Below are 18,461 nucleotides of genomic sequence, written 5' to 3'. Positions count from 1 at the left end.
CTCACTCTATCTCACCTCCTTCAACTTCTTCAGCAGATTGATAGTTTTTTGTAAAGTAATGCTTGTCTAGTCGTGGGTCCGGTGATGGCTCGTCCCCAAGTTTTACGCGAACTTCATTTGGTGTATATGCCATACTGGAGATAAGTTTATCGACAGCAGCAGCTACTTCCAGTGGGTTCATTTCTGCTATTCCACGTATTTCGATTTTTTGGCCATTTAAGTAATCTTTTTTGTCTATCAATTTCGCATTTAATTCATCACTGATTTTTTTCATCAACGGGCCAATACAGAATTTTATATAGGCTTTAATACTAGTTTCATAATCCGCCAATTCTCCATGTATTAATGCATTAGGAATCCCTAGTATATTTGCCACATCATCAATTAAAGATTTTTTAAGTTTTGTTAATTTTTCTATGGTCTGCCCATTATTTTTATTTTCTCCGCTAGAAACCTCGTTGTATTCATATCCTTTTAACTTTGGAACTAAGGCAATCAAATTTTTTCTAAAAGAGTTAAATAGCCTGTTGATAAAATCCTGTAACTTCTTCTGATTTTCTTCCGTAAGTGGTTGTGTAGTCTCTACCCCAACAGTTCCGCGGATTTGATTTTCTATATGGCCAACTTCAATCATCCTACTAAATAAATCGCCAAAATCATCAAACATTCCTTCCATAAACTTTGAGAGTTTCTCATTGTTGTAGGTTATATAAATAACCTCGTCCATTTTAAATGTACGTTGAAAGGTATAATCTTTTACAGTTACATCGCGAAAAACGTCCGGATAAACTGCATATTCATCCCTAGTGAAACTATCAGCAATTAGGAGATCATTTGTATCAGTTAAAATCACTAATACTTCATTTTCGTTTATCAATTCATAAATAAATTTTTGCCAAAAATCTGCTGCCGATTGATCTGTATTCGGTCGGACGTTTAATAGATAATGCCAATCATCAAGTTGACGTTTCCCATTCTTCATGAGTCTAAAATCTGATTGACTAATCGTGCGGCCGATAAAATTTATACACGTTTCCAATGCCATCTTTTTTAAGTATGCTCGATGCGGAACCTTTTCAGAAAACAAGTCAAGATCAAACAGCGATTCGAGTTCCTTATTACGTCTTAAAACGTTATCCAAAAATCCCATTTACATGATCACCCCCTCCCTAAAAGTTCAAGGCATCTAATACATCTAAAGTGTCTGAAGGATCGTAGTCATCTAAATCCCGCGATGCCCATACTCCATATAAAAACATCATAAAACCATCCGTTTTACGTTTGACTGGCTCTTTTTTACGATATAACTTATTGCCTTTACTATCGATAACAACCAATACATTATTTGTGTACCATCGCATTACTGGATTGTTTCCGAAAATAACATTATGGTTATCAAATGCTAATTCAATCTTTGGTGCTAACAACGCACTTGCTGCATCTGGATTTCGTATGTCTTCAACCTCAAAGCCTTCTGTTTCAAATAACGGCCTTAAAATCTCCATTCGGAAATTATCTCCTACAATTTTTTTAATGTTCCAACCCTCTTTCCTCTTATCAACAAACCATTTAACAATTAAATGAGGATCCATCGTATCCTTGTGGAGGACGGTTAAAAATCCTTGCTGTTCCCATTCCTTGATTGGTGCGAATTTACGATGGTCCTTTTTATTGTTCCCTTCCGCTTTATTGCCACTATAAGCATAGTGCTTATCAGCAAATGGTTTACACACAAAAGAATGTGTTAATTCAACCGGTAAGATAAACTTATCACCTTCCACAAACAACAACCCATTCGCTACAAAGTCCCGGATAGAAGCGTAATCAACACAACCTATACATTCACGTTTTCTCAATTTATCCAAATCGTACTCTTGATTTGTCGCTTCGATTTTCTCCCAGGACGTTACCGACTTTTCTAAATCGACTTTTGGTAAATTCATTCGCTTTGTAATGAAATTTTCATAACCCGATGAATCGTTTTGAAGTTTGCGATACTGTTTTAAAACCTTTTTGTACAATGTTTTTGCATAATCAGATAACGGTAGGTGAAACATCGGATTGGCTTTTTGCCACATCTTCATATCGTGCATTTCATTTTCATCATCGATGCAGCACATAAACGGAAATAATGAATCTTCTTTTACTGATACTTCACGTTTTAAAATACTCATTGCCCTATCTTTCAATCGGTCAATGAATCCGTCACGCACAAATCCATCTGTACCAATAAAAAATTCCCGGCTGTCTTTGACCTTACCAAGACCTCCCGAGAATACGTCTACTACTTCATTATTTTCATATTCATGCACTTCATCGTAAATAACACAACCATCACGCAAACCATCTTTTGTACTGGCATTTGAAGTATGAAACTGAAAAATTGATTTGGTATCTATTGATTCGATAATAGCCTTCTGATGTTTGAAGTATGCTTTCAAATCATCATTCATATCAATCGCATTATAAACTTCTGTAAATGACGTTTTAGCTTGTTTTTCACTGTTGGCTACGATTGATACATTATAAAAATCAATTCCATGAAGTTCACTAATTAAATAATTTACTAGTGCTGAAATAAAACCATTTTTACCTGCACCACGGGCCATGTAAATAAGAAATTCATCAAACACTAAATCATCCGAATCTTTGTAACGCAAAAAAATAAAACACGTTAAAAACTTCTGGAATGGCTGTAAAGGGAAGTACCATTTGTCAGCAAACTGAATGAAGTTTTCAATCTGTTCACTTTCAAAATAAATATCCTGCATCGTCAATATATCTTGCTCTAACCATTCGATGAGCATAATCCGCTCTTTATTTAAAATGATTTCGCCATCCCGCCACTGACGAATATATTCATCGATATAGCTATAACTAATCAAATTAAACTACCACGCTTCGGTTTGCCTTCCACAGTTTCTGATGCAGGGGCAGGGGTTGCATTTAATTTAAACTTGATCGATTTTTCTAGCGCAATTTTTTGAGCATTGATTTTCATTTTTTCATTCATACTAGGATGACTCTTAATAAATTTTTGTGAACCATTTTCAATAGTAATGCTGACACCGTCACGATCAATCACTTTATCACATTCCGCATCTAATTCATGCAGGCGAATTAAATCATTTACTTTTTTTACTTCTAGCAAATCTTCGGTATCAATACGTGCTAATAATTGTTTTTTTAATTCATCGAAATTTACTTTTTTCATATTACCCCTCCCCCCTATCACCCCTAATGTGAAGGTCTTATTTTTAAATATTTTTAGAGAGTTGAGTCCCCCCTTACCGGTGCCCCAATCCTTTATTCGACTAAAGTTTTTGACCCGGGGGGGTATCTATATTCTTTTAATTTCAATAGGTTTGTTTTCTTTTTCAAGAGTTTTTATTATTGGTCTGAAATCCACCTTTATTTCATATTCATTTCTTTCTAAATCGCTGTATTCCCTCTTGATGTAATTATAAATACTTTCCCGTTGTAACCTATCAATACGCTTTTTCATTTGTTCATACTCACTGATTGGCATCGTTACTGTAATCATTTACTTACCACCTTTCATCATCAGCCCACTTATTTTTCTTTCTCCACAACGAATAATCAACATATCGTCCATGCTTTTTGTTATGACAGTTAACGCAAAGAGTCTCAAGGTTCTCCATGTCTAATGCTAATTCAGGATGATCTTCAAGCTCTTTGATATGGTCGACAACCAGCTGAATCTTCTTACGCTTAGCACTCTCACTGTACTCATTGGTATCAATGGTTACTCTTCCTTGCCGTTTACATTCCTGGCATTCATAGTGATCACGCTGCTTTACTTCTTCACGTAATTGTTTCCATGCTTTGCCGTCATAGAACTTTCGTTTCTGTTCACGGGTTTTATATTCAGCCATTACCTATCGCCTCAACGAGTAACCACATGACGGACAATCTTTCATAGTATGAATGAGTTTACTATCTGCATAGAAATCATTTGTATCTAATAATTCACCACAAGATGGACAAATAGATTTATCTATCTGTTCTAACTCATCAGCTAAAGCTTGAGTATGCTTAGCGATAGCTTTCAATTTAGCAGACATTATCTTTGAATTAACATCTATTGTTAATGATGGTTTCATTTCCTCCTCACCCTTCCTCCTACACGTTTAAATGTGTCTCGATTTGTTCCCATAAGATTAGTAACATCTCTGAAACTTAATTTCTCTTTCTTTTGTTTAGGCTTTTCTTTTTTATTCCTAGCTGCACGTCTTAGTTGGTTGAACTTACGAATAGAATCTTTACTTAAATGATCAGCAAATTTCATGAGTTCACCTCGTACATGGTTCTAATTCTTTTCAGATTTGCTTGTATAATGTTTTAAATAGTTTCATAGACATTTACATTAACAAACTTTATTAGCCTTTAGATTTAAAGATAATGACACAAAAAACGACACCCACCACTTAAAGTAATGAATGCCGCCTTATCAATTTTCCTATGATACAAATTTATCATGTTAAAAACCAAATGGTTTAAGTTAATATGAAAATTTTTCTAAATTCTTTTTAATATTTTTTGAAAGTTTTTTTAAACTAATTTTTCACTGTGATAGCAAGATTTAATGTTAATGCCAATCTGTAGAAAGCTTTCCAGCGAATCTTTGCATACTTTACATGGCTAATTGGTGGTTGAAATTTAAAGCAATAAACATTCATATCATTAATATATTCACTATCTTTTGACATATATCTTTCTTCTATAAGGAAGCGTTCCATGCTAGGAAGTTTCTTCACAGCCCATTCAGTTCTTTCGCAAAATTCTTTACGATATCTTTGCTGATCTACATTATAGATTGCAATATTACCAGTTTGATCACTAGTTTCATTTGTTGGACCGTGATATCTTATTTCACTACTACTTGTAATAGATGCTTCTCTTTCGTCAAATAATAAGTATTTATATAAACGATATGTTTCTAAATGTGCTTCTACAGCTGCTTGGGTTGCTGTTCTATCTAATTCTGGTAATTCAAACCCCATTTTATTCCCCCATTTCTCAGGAATACTCTAAGCTTAAGCGAAGAGAAAATTATTTTACTAATTCTAGTTGACCATCTGAAACTTCCACATTCCCTTTTCCATCCACAGAAGAGTAAGTTAAATCAATTAAGTAATACTGACCGTACTTATTATGTTTCTCTGTAATTTTGTGCATTTGAAGATTATCATTTTCTTTAGCTGCTGAAACAATTTCCTCTGCTTCTTCACGTGTATCTGCGTAATGTTGTTCCTTTTGATTTAATTGTACTTTTGTCATTGTATTAGCTCCTTTTATTTGAAATTTTGTTACGTTATATCTTCGGAATTTGATTTAAAAACCTAAATACTTTTTCCTTGCTTTTTCCGCACATTTTAAGAAAAATTCCTCTGCTTCTCTTGGTGACATTTCAAGATAAAAATTAAAATTGTCATAATCACCAACTTGGATATGCAGATAGTTTCTAAAAGTATCGTATGTGCTAAAATGTGTATTGATATAATCTATTTCTAGTTTTGAAATATCTTCATCTTCTGTAACAGTTCGGTAATCACTTCTTTTAATAATGATTTCTTGCCCCATGTAATTTCACTCCTTTCGTCATAATTTTAGTCAACTAAACACTAAATCTAGTTTGTTGCGTAAATACTTTCTCCGAAAACTTTCGCTTTCTTTTTTATTCCGGATAGAATTCTATTTACTTTCACACGAGACAACCCTAATTGATCAGCAAGAACAGATTGTTCAATTTTTTCATCATATACCTTAAACCAAAGTAACTTTTCCAGTTCGTTCAATGTGCTTAAAAATTGACGTAAAATCATGTTATTTATCACGGTTCTTTCAAGGTTAAAGTGATTATGCAAAGTATCTTGAATTTCCGTTTCCTGGTCAGGTTCATCTTTTAGTTTTAAGTTTATAGAGACATAGGTTGCTGGATTCTTTAATGCAATGGCTCTTGGCATTTTTACTAGCGTATTTTCCGTTACTGCTGATTGTATTTCCCATTTTACTTTCGGATACAAATATGTTGAAAAACTAGTACCTTTTGTTGGATCATAGCTTGCCTTTGCTTTTACTAGACCTAACATGCCATATTGTATTAAATCCTCCGTTGTATGACCTCCATTAGCTTCAATACTTTCTCTATAGGCAAAGTACCGTTTAGCAATACTAAGGACAATCCCCCTATACTTTTCAACAAAATCATCGCCAACTAATTTTAGTGTTTCCATTCCATTTTTAGGCTCCTTTAGTTCTTGTCATCATTCCACTGTGTTTGAGATTAATTTTCTCTCTATTTGGATTGATTTTATAAAAGGCTCTGTGCAATTGCCGATGTAATGATACAACCGATTTTAGTCCGTATATCTTCGCCATTTCATGTAACGAGTAACCTTCTGCAAAATACATCAATACTTCTTTTTCTCGTTGAGACAACTTTTCAAATTGTTCTTCCCAGTACAATTTTTTAATAACCTTTTTCTCAACATTTTCCGTTTCATCAATAACCGAATCCTTAAATGTTTCTTCATTGTCAGTTTGTCGCTGTGCATCAAGTGAAGAAATATCATTATAGATTTTTCTTTTTTCACTATTTATTTTCTCAATATGATGGGAAAATTCACTTTTAATGTTCATATATGCAAAAGTCTTAAATGATCCTTTGCCCGGCTGGTAATTCTTAATGGCTACCATAATGCCGATATAACCGATTTGATACAAATCATAAAAGCTATATCTTCTTTCTGGATGCCATCGATCAAACATTTTATTGATTAAGTGTTTAATAAGATGGTCGAAAAGATTTCGATTAAAACCCTCCGATACGACTTGTTCTAATAAATGTTTTGGGCAATCTTGGTCATAAGAAATAATGGTCCATAATTGTGCATTTGTTGCGTTCGAGATATTCATGCCAATATGCCCTCCACAATGTCTATTTCCTCGTATTCATCTAAAAACATAAAGATATACCCACCACTAGTTTTAGTTTTGTGATTGCAATTATCTAAAATGGCTTGATAAGATAGGAAGCATTTCCGCCCAGCTTCACGGGCTGAACGGAATTCATCAATTACTTCTAATGTTTTTAAATCCAATTGGACAACGGGCTTACTTTTCGATTTATACCCTGTTTTTTTACCGAGTTTTGATTTATCGATATATTCAAGATTTGCGAAATAATCATCTGTAATAATCTCATTTTTATGATGTAAAACTTGTCCAGGCTTTGGCATTCCTACATAATGAAAAGCGACTAATTGACTAACTTTATAAGCTTTGTATATTCCGTTAAACATCACTTTAATGTGCAAATGTCCTGATTTCTTGTGTAGAAATGGTAGTAAAAATCCAGTATGTTTTAGATAGACTCTTTTAAATCGACCGTAATTTGAGATTAAAAAAGCCCCATCTGATCCATGTACTTGTTTCCACAATTCGTTATGATAAATCTCTTTTTCATACCATTCTTTGCGCTGGGCAATAGTTGTTTTATCATCAGCCAAATAACAGTTAATACTTCTGATTTTCCTTTTTCTCGATTTCATCGATGCTAATGATTCATATGAATGGCCGCTTAATTCAGTGAGATACTGATAGGATGTTTCAGATAAAATATTGGTTCGAGGATCATATAGAAAAAGTGTCATTCAAGCTTCTCCTCCTTAGTAAAATTCATTTTCCAGTACCTCTAATCGTTAATAATTCAAGGGCTACCTCTATGAAGGTTTTAGGTTCATCTGAACGTAATCCAGCTTTTAATAGATTGATAATATATTCTTTCCGTTCTTTCGCACATTGGCGGTATTTTAAGAAATCAGCAATTTCTTCATCAGCCATAGCATCCCAATCATAATTAAGTGAATGATCTAAAGCAGTACCGTATTTACTTATTCCGAACTCATCTTGTTTGTACATTACCTCTTTAAGTTGTTCCAGTGTTTTATCTGAAACAGCATGCTTTGATAAATCCAATAATGTTTGTTCCATAAAATCAACCTTTCAATTGTTCTCTTGCTCTATATAAAAAATGATGGTAAATGTAATTTCCAGTTGTAGCAGGTGCCACAAACACTGTTGAAAAATTGTATCTTGCTTCAAATGTTTTCAAGCTGCCCAGCAAGGATTCAGGCTTATATTTACTCCTATACTCACCTTTAAGGATTTTCTGATATCCTTCTAGGTCTTCCACAATCAACACAAATGGATGTTTAGATGCTCTTATCAATTCATTTTCAAAACGTGTCCTATCCTTGATAGATTCCACAAGCTCGTCCACTCCATTTTTTCTTTCCAGTAAAGCATTAAGATAAAGATCACGTGTAATCCCTAACTCTGGATTAGCTGGAATCATTGCTGAATAATCACCAGTTTTCATTGTCCTAATTCGAAATTGAACATCTTTCTTACGAAAATAATCAAGTACATGCTGATTTTTCTGTTCTCTAGTATCTACTGTGATTATTAAACTATCTAAAATAGTTTTTAATTCTTTATCCGTGAAACGATATTGTAAAGCGTTCATGTTAGACCTCCAATAGAGAAGGGTTTTCGTAAATGTTTCCGATGACTTCCCATGTTACTTTTGGTACATTCCACGAATCGAAATGGTTGTATACCCCATCTTTTGGATACTCGCACACAAAGCTACCTTTTCGATATTTAACTACACACTTCCAATCCATCTTTTGAGCATTCGGATAATCGTTATTAAATAGCAATACATCCCCTTCATAAATCTCTTTATCGTTTTTATCTTTAAGACCTGTGTATTGAACGACTTCAACCTTATCGGTTATATTTTCTTTATGCATAAGTGATTGATAAGCCCAATTTCGTTCTTCGATTAGAAAAACTTCTCCTTCTTGATCAATAAATATTTCATCATAATCAAGCCAACATTTTTTTGTTTTATCCCAAACACGAAACTTCATTCTCATGCTCCTTTCTTAAAATAAGCCATTGCCCTTTCATAAATCTCTTTTGAAAATTTGAATGTATTTATATCTTCATAATTACAAGTTGGTTCCTTTGGATTCTTCCAACCGTTATTTGATAGTTCTACACATAATTTCATGATTAATTTGGTTGCCGTATCATCATGATTCAACCAATCATTAATTTTTTTATTCATATCCTGTTCGATACCAACATAGAAATTTAATATCTTGTCCATCGTTTGAAAAATGTTATGTTCCTGATCCGAATAATCATTTTTCAAATAAGCTACTATTCTTGTTTTATATTGTTTCGCTATTTCCTCAAGTTCTGGATAGATATTCTCAGGATGTTCTATGTATAAATCGTCACTATCAAGAACTAAAGAAGAGCCCATTGATTGGAAATCACTTACAATTTGTTTTGGGTGCAAATTCTATCACCTCGATCAAAAGGGTTAATAACGGGTTAATGACATTTTTTCTCGTTAACCCCCTATAAACGTTGATATACCAAGGTTTTTTATACATTTTTAGGTTAATGGGTTAACGAGGTTAACGGATTTTGTATTAAAGCCCTATATACTATATATATATTTATTTTTTTATTTATTTTTCACAAAGGGTGTTATAGAAAAAACATTAACCCTCATTAACCCACCATCAATTAATATTGATATACCAATGGTTTGAATGGGTTAATGACGAAATCTCCTTATTAACCCTCGTTAACCCTTTTATATTTTCTTTCTATTAATTGGAGTAATTTTACTTTTATCTTCTTCTGCATTTTGAGAAGAGAATAAATTACTACCTGCATATTCATTAAGGGTTATTCCATGAAAGAAAACCTTATTCTTAGCTCCGTTTTCTTTCTTAAAACCTCTTACTTCTAGCTGACGATAAAATTGTCTGCTTTTTAATTCGATTTCATGATTTGAATAACACCATTTCGTGTAGTTTTCATATAAAGATTTGGCTTCAATTTTTCCGTTAGGATTAACAACACAATTTTCTGCAATAAATGGTCCAAGGATATCCATATCCTCACGATAATCATCTGTTGCTTCTTTAACTGTTTTAGGATCTTTTAATCCCTCTCTCTGCCACTTCAAGCAACCTTCCACCGCCCAATTTAAAATACCAGGCATTTCATTTTTTAATTTCTCCGGTAGATCAGCATCCACTTTTTCTTCTGGAATAGTTACAGTAAAAGGAATCAATTTAATTCTGCGCCAAATCCCGTTGTCCCCACCTTTTACAATTGGCTTATGGTTCGTTGTAAAGAAGATTTTAAACTCCGGTGTAAACTCAAAGTATTCTTGACGAAGGAATCTAGCTGACATTTTTTCTCCACCAGTGATTTGTTTTACCAATGCTTCTGATAATTGCTGCCCTTCCTCACTCTCAACGGCTGACACAAACCTCGCACCATCTAATCTGGCCACATCGTTATTGATCCCTGAATCATTTTTCTTTTTTAGGAAAGTATCACTGTTTGTTTGCCTTCCATATTCACCAAGTAGATCCTGAATAGTATTAATAAAAGTTGATTTACCATTACGGCCATTCCCAAATAAGAAAAACATAACTTGTTCCTTTGTTATCCCAGTCAATGAATAGCCAATTGCTTTTTGAAGAAATTCAATTAATTCATAATCTGGTTTACCATCTGAACATATAAAAATACTTTCAAGAAATGCAATCCAGTTAGGACATTCAGCACCTTTTATATATGGAATTGGTGATATTTTTGTAAGTAATAATTCACGATTATGTGGAAGTAATTCACCTGTTTTTAAATCAATTACACCGTTATCGCAATTAAACAAATATTTATGAGAATCAAAGTCCTTTTTTCTAACTGAAACCATCGGTCTTACATCCAATATGCTATTAATTCGGATGGATCTTCTTTCACATTTCTTTGCCCATTCATACAATTGCTTTGATCTATATTTGTCTTCTTCTTCCTTTGATTCAGCATATAGTCCCCTAAGCGTTTGTGCTGCCATAGCTTCTATTTTTCTTTTGCTATCTTCCTGCCACTGTTTTCCGTTCCATATAAGCCATTCAAGTTCATTACAATACCGAATATTATCCCCGTGATAGTAGACAATCCTTTCAGCGTTTCCTAACTCGGTTAAATGAAAAGCTGGAGGTTTATCGACTATTTCATCTGTATCCTCTATCTCATGTGATTCATCTGATATATAGATTTCATAATGTTTTTCTTGTGGCGGTTCAAAATCAGATATTGTTGAAGGAGTAGACATGATAGCTGTGTCAATTGTCATTTGTCCATAGGTTCGGCCATCACTAGAATGTGGCTTATCCCATTTATCGCGAATTAATGCTGACTCACGAAACATCGAGTCCATTTTAGCTGCGTCTTTATCAGTCCAGAAGGCTAGATGATTACATAAAGCCATATCAGTTGAAGAATGATCACCATTGATTAATTCACCTCGGAAAAGTGATTCAATACTTGGTCCGTTTTTGCTATCAAACATTTTCTTCCACAATTCTGAAGTTGAAAGACCGCTAATATCATAACGATCTTTTCTAGGATTGTTATTTGATATTGGTTTAGTTTTCTCTTCAAGATACTTACTAAATAAAACCTTGAATTCTTCCGTTCTTTCTTCTACTGGTATTTGATCTAAGCAATTCCCAGTAAAAGTGAAGTAACGTCCATGCCTATAAACTTCTAACCCTAGAGTTGAATTTTTCCGACCAGTTCCTGGTCCTTTAAGTGGAAGTTTACCTTTAGCAATAATGTGGATTCCTTCACCACTTGGACTGTATTCTGTATAGCTTTGAATTGTTTCAATGACATCCTCTGCTAGTTGACTTAATGCTCCTTCACTGACACAATGATCAATGTCTATCCCTATGAATGGATCATCCTTTGAAAACATGAATCCAATTCCGTCATAATCACCTTCATTGAAATATTTAATAATTGTAGGAAACGTTGACCATGTTCTTTTTTCATTTGATAAGGCCATTTCTCCATTAAACTGATACGGAACCTTAGTCATTTTTCCATTTCGTTCTTCTTGCCGCCATAAGATCCAATGAGGAGTATTTTTAAGTTCCGTTGGTATTTGATTGAATTTATATGTCATTTTGATTTACTCCCTTTGTTGAAAGGGAGCAATAATTGCCCCCTCCTATTCAATGAATCTATTTATTTTTAAATCAAAATGGAACGTCATCATCTGAAATATTAATTGGAGCTGGTGCTGATACCTCAGAAACTTTAAAACCATTTACTTGAGCATATTTCTTTCCGTTGTATTCACGTTCTCCCACAACAACTCTTAGAGGTTTATTTAAAAATGCATCTGCCCACTCTTTATAATTTTTGAATTGCATTCCACTTGGGAAACCAGCTGCTTTAGATGCTGCATGAAATCTCCACATTGATTTTTCAGTTACTACAAAGTTGTCATATAAGATTTTTTGACCTTGGCATGGTTGATCTACATCACTACGAATTTCATAATCTACAACAATACGGGGATTACCGTTTGATGAAGTCGTTTGTTCATAATTAACAACTGTTACCTCATATTCTCCTGGTTTAATTTCCTCAAATCCTTTTGCTTGTTCATGATCTACTGTAAACATTATTTTTCCTCCTTAGTTTTGAAAATTTGTAATCTATCTAATGCAGCATTTAAATATTTCAGATTAAATTCATCTAATTTTTGATTTGATTTAAATTCAATTTCAGATAGTAATTTAGCTGCATCATCACTAGATTTAACAATTTCTTTAATTTGATGAATAAGCTTGTTCTTTTCCTTGGCTTGTTCAGCTTTAACATCAATACCAAGTTCAAGCCATTTGTAAATAGTTGCCCCATGTTCTGGCTTAATAAGTTCGCCATTTTCATTTATTAGATTGGAGTTATCTTTTGTAGGTGTAGCTGTATGGTTTTGCTCCATCCTTAGAACAATCATAAATTCATATTCTAGATCATCTTTTTGGATTGGTTTAAGTCCTAATTTACGAATTTGAAGCTTATCATTATCATCCCTTTCAGCTTGATATTCTTGTTTAGTTCGAAGTGTAGAAATAATATGAACATCATTTTCTGTAAGGGATTTAATAAAATCCTTAATAATTGGCTTCATCGTTTTCCAATCTTGAAAACGACCTCCTAAGTCTTGCTGCTGATCTAGGATTCCTCCAATACCTTCCCAAGCATGTGAAAGGCTATCCACAATCACTACTTCACAACCATCTTTTTTTAATAGTTCAATAGCTTCGTGGTATCTCACAGTTGAGTACGGAGCATCGAACTCTATATGTTTAAAACGGCCAATCTTATAACCCTTAACTGTATTGTTAGCATAAAGTAGTGCCCTTTTATGCTCGGTATCAATAACACCAATCTTCTTCCACAATTCTTCTTCTGGAATATCTGGATAAGCTTCTTTCATCATTCCGTATGCAAGAATTAGGGAAGTTAACGTTTTACCTCCACCACTCGCACCAAATAAGGCAATACAGGCTTTCAATTTTTCACGTTGAGCCAATTTGATTTGAAAACTCATTAGTACACCCCTTCTTAATCAGAACAGTTAATAAGTGGTTGTATATACATTTTCCCCATCTATATCCACTGATATTGTGATGAAAATTCTATTCCCAAACCTATTCCACATCACCACTTTCTAACATTTCTTTAAATAATTCTTTAAATTGATCTACATCCACTTTTATACCTCCACACTGTAAGAGATTGATTCAGGCTTAACAGTCACACCTTTTACTAATTGACCGTTTTCATCCACAACTACTTTTTCACCACTGATTTCTACAATTTTGAGGGTCTTCTTTAAATCAGACCATTTCACGCTATTTTTGATATAATCAACCATTTCATTTTGAAGAACATAATCTAAAAGCTGTTCTTCATTTTCCTTTTCAGGTGCTTCTTTGCTTTTACGAGTTTTCGATTTCCCATATGGAGTAGAAATCGTTTTTGCCTTTGGATCCTCTGCAAGTTTTTTAGCATGGTATTGTTGAATCAAACTTTCAAAAAAGCTTGTACTATTTTCAATTGTGGATAGCTCTCCTTTTTCCCATTGGTTGATACGATCACGTTCCACATTTGCTAATTGCTTGATTTCCTTTTCTTTAGACTTCAAAGCAGATAGTTTACGAAATGCCCAGTTAAGACTATCTAAATCTGTAATTTCAAAACGATGTTCCGTAGTATCCAGTGATTGAATATCCTCAACTTCCATTAGTTCATACTGTTGTAATGCGTTCATTTATTTTTCCTCCTTTAAAAATGCTTTGGCAAATTCTCTTATTAACGGAAATTTATTATGGATTATCGCATCCATGTTTCTTTCATAAAATTCTTTATCGTAAGAAACTACACCACATTCCTTTATTTCAACATTCTTATGACCTTCCTTTTCGCATAAATTTCTTTCCCATTCGGCAGTTTGTTGATCTTTGCATACCGACATTAATTCTTTATCAGCCATTACGACATAAACTTTCATTGCTTTTCCTCCTTAAAAACTTGATCTAAGTATTCATAAGTATCGAGTAACTCTTCAAAAAAATTACTTCCACTAAAAGTTTTTTGATATTGTTCTAGAAAACTATATAGTGGCTCCAATTTTGGATTAACAGGACTATAGACTGTTCTATCTTTTGTATCGAAATATGGCATTTTTAATCCTCCAGTTGATTTTTTATTGTATTTCTCATAAACTGAAGATAACTATTTGAGATTTGGACTCGTTGTTGCAGCAACGGGTCTTATTTTTGTAACTCTAGATCTTCTAAATCTGTCCAGTATTCTTCACCCATGCTATCTGCTACACGGACAGATACACCTGCTGGATACTCAAGTGCTTCAATAATTTTAAAACTTCTTGTAATTACTCCTGTTTGACCGATTAGATCATTTCTTTTTTTAGGTTCGAATTCCACTATGCTCACCTCCCTTCAAGTATTCTTAAAAACGTTCCTCAAATTTCGCCAAGTGTCTAAAAAGAAAGCCTGGTTAGGCTTGTTGAAGATAATCTTCGAACTACGCATTAAATTTTGCTTGGATTTCTCTTTTGATGATTTCCTGAATTTCCTCTTCGTTCGGAGTTACTGCCTTTACGGTTTCTTCAATTCGATTTTCTATTTTCTGAAATAACTCTTTGTCGACGTATTGCTTCACTTTATCGTTAATCCAGTGTTCAGCTCTTGTAGTCCTATCTCCACCACTTGAAGAAGGTCTGTATTTCTCAGACAACTTACTTGAATCCCTAGAGAATTTATAGCAAGGTTCATCCAAATAATCTTGCAATACCCTTTTGATGTACTTATCAACTTCTAACCTTGGTGGTTTGCTACTGTGATAAGATTGATATTCTTCACCGACAATTACTGTTTTTAAATAGTCATCAACGATTGGAGATATAATTTTCTTTACTTCTTCTTTGACCATTTCTTGTGCTTGTTGTTTGACCATTCTCTCTATTTCTTCTGATGCAATTTGAGAAACTAGGTTCTGCAACTCATATTCCAAATCTTCTTTACCGATTTCAAGGCTAATATTCGCTTTCATACTTTTTCCTCCTTATTACGCATTTTGGGTCTACTACTCACCCCTTATCCTTAATCACTCCGTAAATCATGATGGCGAAAAACACGATGAACAAAGTTATTAGATACAGTGGAAAAAAGTCCATTTGGTCATCACCTTTCAATTAATTTAAGATGCCTTTCCCTTTTGGGAAGTCACTTTGCAAGTAAGATATGTTCTTAACTTCCCATCTTCAAATGAAACTTTACGGTCGTACTTTTCTAAATTTTTGTTTTCATTTTTATTTTCCTTACCAACATACTTCCATGCTCCAGCATCATTTAGTAATTGTGATAATCCTTGAGGAACCCTCACATCATTACCATCTAAAGTCATGGAAGTAATAATAAGGTCTTCTGATACTTTCATACCAAAACTCCTCTACTTTAAGAAGAAACAATTATTTTCGAATCTCTACTTAAAGTAGAGTTAACATTAAAAAAAATATGATCGTAATCAATTCCAAGTATTTCACTAATTTTTTTTGCTTCCTTAACAGTTACTTCATCAGGCTCCCTTTCCATTTTCCTGTAAGTTTGCACATGAACACCAAGCTTTAAGGCCATTTCTCGTTGAGTTAACCCTTTGATTAATCTTGCTTGCTTAAGAGTGAAAACCACCGTTATCACCTCGCTTTCCTTATCGCTTAAACACATAATAATCTACTTAAAGTAGAATGTCAACTACTTAAATAATAAAATTAACTACTTTAAATTGACCTACCTTAAATAAAAGTAGATTTTTTTCGCTTTTATGTTGAAATATATCTACTTTTAGTTTATGATGACCTTATAAACAGACCGGAGGTAAATAAAAGTGAGTATAGGGAAAAACATTAAGAGGTTGAGAGAACAACATAATTTATCGCAAGAAGAACTAGCAGAAATTGCAGGAGTTTCTGACAAAGCAGTATCAACTTGGGAAAATGATTTAAAAACTCCTCGAATGGGATCCATACAAAAAATTGCTGATCATTTTGGAATTTTAAAAAGTGATATTATTGAAGATCAAAAAGTACAACCAATTAAACCGGGCGTAACAGTTAATGGTGATTCACGTCCAGTTCCGTTGTTAGGGACAATTGCAGCTGGAATACCTTTAGAAATGGTTCCTGTTTTAGAAATGGTAAATGTACCAAGAGAAGTAGCTGAAAGGTTTCCTAATGCATTCTTAGTAAAAGTTTCAGGAGACAGCATGAATAAGATAGTTCCTCCAAATGCTTTAGCCTTAATAGATCCGGAAGAAGAAGTAAAAAATGGAGATATTGCTGCTGTTGCAGTCAATGGATATGATGCTACCCTAAAAAGATTTTATAAGTTTCAAGATGGAATTACTCTTGAACCTGAAAGTTATAATCCTGAACACAAAACACAATTTTATAGTAAAAATGATCAAGAATTTAATCCTATATCAATTAAAGGTAAGTTCGTGTGGTTCATGGCTCCTTTAGATATTAGATTTTAAGGCAGGTGTCTTTTTAATGACAAAGGCAGCTTTGTATATTCGAGTAAGTACACAAGATCAGATTGAAAATTATAGTATTGAAGTACAAAAAGAACGATTAGAAGCTTATTGTAAAGCTAAAAACTGGGACATATACAATATATATATTGATGGTGGTTATTCAGGTGCAACTCTCGATCGACCTGATTTACAAAGAATGCTTAAAGAATTAAAAAATATAAATACTGTTGTAGTCTATAAATTAGATAGATTGTCCCGATCTCAAAAAGGTACATTGGAATTAATTGAAGAACACTTTTTGAAAAACAATGTTGATTTTGTTTCTATTACTGAAACTCTAGATACATCTACACCTTTTGGAAAAGCAATGATAGGTATCCTTTCTGTATTCGCTCAACTAGAACGAGAAACGATTGCTGAACGAATGAGAATGGGTCATATTAAACGTGCAGAAAATGGCTTGAGAGGTATGGGTGGTGACTACGATCCTGCCGGTTATTCTAGAGTTGATGGTCAATTAGTAATAAAAGATGATGAAGCTAAACATATCAAAAGAGCTTATGATTTGTACGAACAATATCATTCTATTACAAAAGTTCAAGAAAGATTAAAAGAAGAAGGCTATCCAGTTTGGAGATTTAGAAGATACAGGGATATACTTTCAAATCATTTATACGTAGGACAAGTCAGTTTTGCCGGAAAGCTTTACGAAGGACAACATGATGCAATCATTAGCCGAAAGCAATTTGACCGCGTACAAGGGCTCCTAGAGCGTCACAAAGGGAATAATGCTCATAAAGCTAAAGAAAGCCTATTATCAGGTCTTATTCGATGTAAGGAGTGTGGGGAGCGATATGTTTCTTATAGCACAGGAATATCGGTGACAAAAAAGAAAAAATATTATTATTATATTTGTAGAGCACGAAGATTCCCAAGTGAGTATGAAAAAAGATGTGAAAATAAAACTTGGAATCGAAAAAAACTAGAAGATATTATTATAAATGAAATTGAGAATATTTCATTCAATTTAACAAGAACCAATAAAAAACAGCAAAAAATTAATTTTGAAAAACTGATTAAAGAAGTAGATCAAAAAATTAAACGATTATTAGATGTTTATTTGAAAGATGATGGAAACTCAACTTTATTTAGTAAAGATATTTTTGAAGAAAAATTGTCCGAGTTAAATAATGAAAAGGAAAAATTAATTTCCAAAAAGCAAAGTCAAGTTGAACCAAATGAGATACTTTCAGACGAAATGCTAAAATATATCCAAAGCGATCTAAGAGAACTTGATTTTAAAGATAAACAAGCTATAGTACAAACGCTAATAGATGAAATATACATTGATGGTGATAACGTCAGAATAGATTGGCGTTTTTAATTTCATTGTTTTTTCGGTATTCATTGTCGGCTATTCA

The 18,461-nt window shown here is 33.4% G+C and carries 28 protein-coding genes and 1 pseudogene; 2 read left to right on the top strand and 27 right to left on the bottom strand.

Annotated elements, in window-relative coordinates; genetic code table 11:
- Position 1: 1 nt before the first annotated feature.
- The 27 genes and pseudogenes from MKY81_RS20835 to MKY81_RS20705 all read right to left on the bottom strand — a co-directional run bounded on the left by MKY81_RS20835 (position 2) and on the right by MKY81_RS20705 (position 16,196).
- Positions 2-1,150 carry a phage portal protein gene (locus tag MKY81_RS20835; RefSeq protein ID WP_341118852.1) on the bottom strand — a complete coding sequence of 383 codons (1,149 nt, stop codon included), beginning with the start codon at positions 1,148-1,150 and terminating at the stop codon, positions 2-4.
- A gap of 19 nt (positions 1,151-1,169) precedes the next feature.
- On the bottom strand, positions 1,170-2,885 hold the full coding sequence (locus tag MKY81_RS20830; protein ID WP_341118851.1) for a terminase large subunit domain-containing protein: 1,716 nt from the start codon (positions 2,883-2,885) through the stop codon (positions 1,170-1,172).
- Positions 2,882-3,214, bottom strand: a complete 333-nt coding sequence (locus tag MKY81_RS20825; RefSeq protein ID WP_341118850.1) for a terminase — start codon at positions 3,212-3,214, stop codon at positions 2,882-2,884. The genes MKY81_RS20830 and MKY81_RS20825 overlap by 4 nt, the downstream gene beginning before the upstream one ends.
- A 126-nt stretch (positions 3,215-3,340) precedes the next feature.
- On the bottom strand, positions 3,341-3,544 hold the full coding sequence (locus MKY81_RS20820; protein ID WP_341118849.1) for a hypothetical protein: 204 nt from the start codon (positions 3,542-3,544) through the stop codon (positions 3,341-3,343).
- 4 nt (positions 3,545-3,548) lie between these two features.
- Positions 3,549-3,896: an HNH endonuclease gene (locus MKY81_RS20815; protein ID WP_341118848.1), complete on the bottom strand. Its 348-nt coding sequence runs from the start codon at positions 3,894-3,896 to the stop codon at positions 3,549-3,551.
- A gap of 3 nt (positions 3,897-3,899) precedes the next feature.
- Positions 3,900-4,124, bottom strand: a complete 225-nt coding sequence (locus MKY81_RS20810; RefSeq protein WP_341118847.1) for a hypothetical protein — start codon at positions 4,122-4,124, stop codon at positions 3,900-3,902.
- Complete coding sequence (locus MKY81_RS20805) at positions 4,121-4,309, bottom strand: hypothetical protein (RefSeq protein ID WP_341118846.1); 189 nt, start codon at positions 4,307-4,309, stop codon at positions 4,121-4,123. Before MKY81_RS20805 ends, MKY81_RS20810 begins: the two co-directional genes overlap by 4 nt.
- 268 nt (positions 4,310-4,577) lie before the next feature.
- A complete protein-coding gene (locus MKY81_RS20800) occupies positions 4,578-5,024 on the bottom strand; it encodes an ArpU family phage packaging/lysis transcriptional regulator (protein ID WP_341118845.1) in 447 nt (148 codons plus the stop codon).
- 112 nt (positions 5,025-5,136) lie between these two features.
- A pseudogene (locus MKY81_RS20795) lies at positions 5,137-5,301 on the bottom strand (organic solvent tolerance protein OstA); the annotation flags it as partial.
- Positions 5,302-5,355: 54 nt separating this feature from the next.
- Complete coding sequence (locus MKY81_RS20790) at positions 5,356-5,604, bottom strand: hypothetical protein (protein ID WP_341118844.1); 249 nt, start codon at positions 5,602-5,604, stop codon at positions 5,356-5,358.
- A gap of 47 nt (positions 5,605-5,651) precedes the next feature.
- On the bottom strand, positions 5,652-6,257 hold the full coding sequence (locus MKY81_RS20785; RefSeq protein ID WP_341118843.1) for a sigma-70 family RNA polymerase sigma factor: 606 nt from the start codon (positions 6,255-6,257) through the stop codon (positions 5,652-5,654).
- Between the two features lie 7 nt (positions 6,258-6,264).
- Positions 6,265-6,939, bottom strand: coding sequence for a sigma-70 family RNA polymerase sigma factor (locus tag MKY81_RS20780; protein ID WP_341118842.1), 675 nt, complete (start codon positions 6,937-6,939; stop codon positions 6,265-6,267).
- A complete protein-coding gene (locus MKY81_RS20775; RefSeq protein WP_341118841.1) occupies positions 6,936-7,676 on the bottom strand; it encodes an NUMOD4 domain-containing protein in 741 nt (246 codons plus the stop codon). Before MKY81_RS20775 ends, MKY81_RS20780 begins: the two co-directional genes overlap by 4 nt.
- Positions 7,677-7,701: 25 nt before the next feature.
- Positions 7,702-8,016 (bottom strand): hypothetical protein, encoded by a 315-nt coding sequence (locus MKY81_RS20770; RefSeq protein ID WP_341118840.1) that lies wholly within the window; start codon positions 8,014-8,016, stop codon positions 7,702-7,704.
- Positions 8,017-8,020: 4 nt separating this feature from the next.
- Complete coding sequence (locus MKY81_RS20765) at positions 8,021-8,551, bottom strand: ERCC4 domain-containing protein (protein ID WP_251345427.1); 531 nt, start codon at positions 8,549-8,551, stop codon at positions 8,021-8,023.
- 1 nt (position 8,552) lies between these two features.
- The gene (locus tag MKY81_RS20760; protein ID WP_341118839.1) at positions 8,553-8,960 is read right to left on the bottom strand and encodes a YopX family protein; all 408 of its coding nucleotides are present in this window, start codon (positions 8,958-8,960) and stop codon (positions 8,553-8,555) included.
- 2 nt (positions 8,961-8,962) lie between these two features.
- Positions 8,963-9,397, bottom strand: a complete 435-nt coding sequence (locus MKY81_RS20755) for a hypothetical protein (RefSeq protein WP_341118838.1) — start codon at positions 9,395-9,397, stop codon at positions 8,963-8,965.
- A 303-nt stretch (positions 9,398-9,700) separates the two neighbouring features.
- Positions 9,701-12,094: a phage/plasmid primase, P4 family gene (locus tag MKY81_RS20750; protein ID WP_341118837.1), complete on the bottom strand. Its 2,394-nt coding sequence runs from the start codon at positions 12,092-12,094 to the stop codon at positions 9,701-9,703.
- Positions 12,095-12,167: 73 nt separating this feature from the next.
- Positions 12,168-12,599: a DUF669 domain-containing protein gene (locus MKY81_RS20745; RefSeq protein WP_251345431.1), complete on the bottom strand. Its 432-nt coding sequence runs from the start codon at positions 12,597-12,599 to the stop codon at positions 12,168-12,170.
- Positions 12,599-13,531: an AAA family ATPase gene (locus MKY81_RS20740; RefSeq protein ID WP_251345432.1), complete on the bottom strand. Its 933-nt coding sequence runs from the start codon at positions 13,529-13,531 to the stop codon at positions 12,599-12,601. The genes MKY81_RS20745 and MKY81_RS20740 overlap by 1 nt, the downstream gene beginning before the upstream one ends.
- 165 nt (positions 13,532-13,696) lie before the next feature.
- A complete protein-coding gene (locus MKY81_RS20735) occupies positions 13,697-14,254 on the bottom strand; it encodes a host-nuclease inhibitor Gam family protein (RefSeq protein WP_341118836.1) in 558 nt (185 codons plus the stop codon).
- Positions 14,255-14,494, bottom strand: a complete 240-nt coding sequence (locus MKY81_RS20730) for a hypothetical protein (RefSeq protein ID WP_341118835.1) — start codon at positions 14,492-14,494, stop codon at positions 14,255-14,257.
- Positions 14,491-14,667: a hypothetical protein gene (locus MKY81_RS20725; RefSeq protein WP_341118834.1), complete on the bottom strand. Its 177-nt coding sequence runs from the start codon at positions 14,665-14,667 to the stop codon at positions 14,491-14,493. Before MKY81_RS20725 ends, MKY81_RS20730 begins: the two co-directional genes overlap by 4 nt.
- Positions 14,668-14,756: 89 nt before the next feature.
- Positions 14,757-14,930: a hypothetical protein gene (locus MKY81_RS20720; RefSeq protein ID WP_341118833.1), complete on the bottom strand. Its 174-nt coding sequence runs from the start codon at positions 14,928-14,930 to the stop codon at positions 14,757-14,759.
- Positions 14,931-15,030: 100 nt separating this feature from the next.
- Positions 15,031-15,558: a hypothetical protein gene (locus tag MKY81_RS20715; RefSeq protein WP_341118832.1), complete on the bottom strand. Its 528-nt coding sequence runs from the start codon at positions 15,556-15,558 to the stop codon at positions 15,031-15,033.
- A gap of 147 nt (positions 15,559-15,705) precedes the next feature.
- Positions 15,706-15,945: a hypothetical protein gene (locus tag MKY81_RS20710; protein WP_341118831.1), complete on the bottom strand. Its 240-nt coding sequence runs from the start codon at positions 15,943-15,945 to the stop codon at positions 15,706-15,708.
- 17 nt (positions 15,946-15,962) lie between these two features.
- The gene (locus MKY81_RS20705) at positions 15,963-16,196 is read right to left on the bottom strand and encodes a helix-turn-helix transcriptional regulator (protein WP_327990895.1); all 234 of its coding nucleotides are present in this window, start codon (positions 16,194-16,196) and stop codon (positions 15,963-15,965) included.
- A gap of 196 nt (positions 16,197-16,392) precedes the next feature.
- Between MKY81_RS20705 and MKY81_RS20700 the strand changes: the two genes are divergently transcribed.
- Both MKY81_RS20700 and MKY81_RS20695 read left to right on the top strand, forming a co-directional pair.
- On the top strand, positions 16,393-17,040 hold the full coding sequence (locus MKY81_RS20700) for a LexA family protein (RefSeq protein WP_327990896.1): 648 nt from the start codon (positions 16,393-16,395) through the stop codon (positions 17,038-17,040).
- Between the two features lie 16 nt (positions 17,041-17,056).
- Complete coding sequence (locus tag MKY81_RS20695; protein ID WP_327990897.1) at positions 17,057-18,424, top strand: recombinase family protein; 1,368 nt, start codon at positions 17,057-17,059, stop codon at positions 18,422-18,424.
- The last annotated feature ends 37 nt before the right edge of the window (positions 18,425-18,461 follow it).

Source organism: Heyndrickxia sp. FSL W8-0423, from assembly GCF_038009395.1.
Taxonomy (GTDB): domain Bacteria; phylum Bacillota; class Bacilli; order Bacillales; family Bacillaceae_C; genus Heyndrickxia; species Heyndrickxia sporothermodurans.
This window is presented reverse-complemented; position numbering and strand designations above follow the sequence as displayed.

Excerpts from the sequence above, each read along its gene's own strand:
- MKY81_RS20835 (WP_341118852.1), bottom strand. The coding sequence starts at position 1,150 with ATGGGATTTTTGGATAACGTTTTAAGACGTAATAAGGAACTCGAATCG.
- MKY81_RS20825 (WP_341118850.1), bottom strand. The coding sequence starts at position 3,214 with ATGAAAAAAGTAAATTTCGATGAATTAAAAAAACAATTATTAGCACGT.
- MKY81_RS20820 (WP_341118849.1), bottom strand. The coding sequence starts at position 3,544 with ATGATTACAGTAACGATGCCAATCAGTGAGTATGAACAAATGAAAAAG.
- MKY81_RS20815 (WP_341118848.1), bottom strand. The coding sequence starts at position 3,896 with ATGGCTGAATATAAAACCCGTGAACAGAAACGAAAGTTCTATGACGGC.
- MKY81_RS20810 (WP_341118847.1), bottom strand. The coding sequence starts at position 4,124 with ATGAAACCATCATTAACAATAGATGTTAATTCAAAGATAATGTCTGCT.
- MKY81_RS20805 (WP_341118846.1), bottom strand. The coding sequence starts at position 4,309 with ATGAAATTTGCTGATCATTTAAGTAAAGATTCTATTCGTAAGTTCAAC.
- MKY81_RS20800 (WP_341118845.1), bottom strand. The coding sequence starts at position 5,024 with ATGGGGTTTGAATTACCAGAATTAGATAGAACAGCAACCCAAGCAGCT.
- MKY81_RS20790 (WP_341118844.1), bottom strand. The coding sequence starts at position 5,604 with ATGGGGCAAGAAATCATTATTAAAAGAAGTGATTACCGAACTGTTACA.
- MKY81_RS20785 (WP_341118843.1), bottom strand. The coding sequence starts at position 6,257 with ATGGAAACACTAAAATTAGTTGGCGATGATTTTGTTGAAAAGTATAGG.
- MKY81_RS20780 (WP_341118842.1), bottom strand. The coding sequence starts at position 6,939 with ATGAATATCTCGAACGCAACAAATGCACAATTATGGACCATTATTTCT.
- MKY81_RS20775 (WP_341118841.1), bottom strand. The coding sequence starts at position 7,676 with ATGACACTTTTTCTATATGATCCTCGAACCAATATTTTATCTGAAACA.
- MKY81_RS20770 (WP_341118840.1), bottom strand. The coding sequence starts at position 8,016 with ATGGAACAAACATTATTGGATTTATCAAAGCATGCTGTTTCAGATAAA.
- MKY81_RS20765 (WP_251345427.1), bottom strand. The coding sequence starts at position 8,551 with ATGAACGCTTTACAATATCGTTTCACGGATAAAGAATTAAAAACTATT.
- MKY81_RS20760 (WP_341118839.1), bottom strand. The coding sequence starts at position 8,960 with ATGAAGTTTCGTGTTTGGGATAAAACAAAAAAATGTTGGCTTGATTAT.
- MKY81_RS20750 (WP_341118837.1), bottom strand. The coding sequence starts at position 12,094 with ATGACATATAAATTCAATCAAATACCAACGGAACTTAAAAATACTCCT.
- MKY81_RS20745 (WP_251345431.1), bottom strand. The coding sequence starts at position 12,599 with ATGTTTACAGTAGATCATGAACAAGCAAAAGGATTTGAGGAAATTAAA.
- MKY81_RS20740 (WP_251345432.1), bottom strand. The coding sequence starts at position 13,531 with ATGAGTTTTCAAATCAAATTGGCTCAACGTGAAAAATTGAAAGCCTGT.
- MKY81_RS20735 (WP_341118836.1), bottom strand. The coding sequence starts at position 14,254 with ATGAACGCATTACAACAGTATGAACTAATGGAAGTTGAGGATATTCAA.
- MKY81_RS20730 (WP_341118835.1), bottom strand. The coding sequence starts at position 14,494 with ATGAAAGTTTATGTCGTAATGGCTGATAAAGAATTAATGTCGGTATGC.
- MKY81_RS20725 (WP_341118834.1), bottom strand. The coding sequence starts at position 14,667 with ATGCCATATTTCGATACAAAAGATAGAACAGTCTATAGTCCTGTTAAT.
- MKY81_RS20715 (WP_341118832.1), bottom strand. The coding sequence starts at position 15,558 with ATGAAAGCGAATATTAGCCTTGAAATCGGTAAAGAAGATTTGGAATAT.
- MKY81_RS20710 (WP_341118831.1), bottom strand. The coding sequence starts at position 15,945 with ATGAAAGTATCAGAAGACCTTATTATTACTTCCATGACTTTAGATGGT.
- MKY81_RS20695 (WP_327990897.1), top strand. The coding sequence starts at position 17,057 with ATGACAAAGGCAGCTTTGTATATTCGAGTAAGTACACAAGATCAGATT.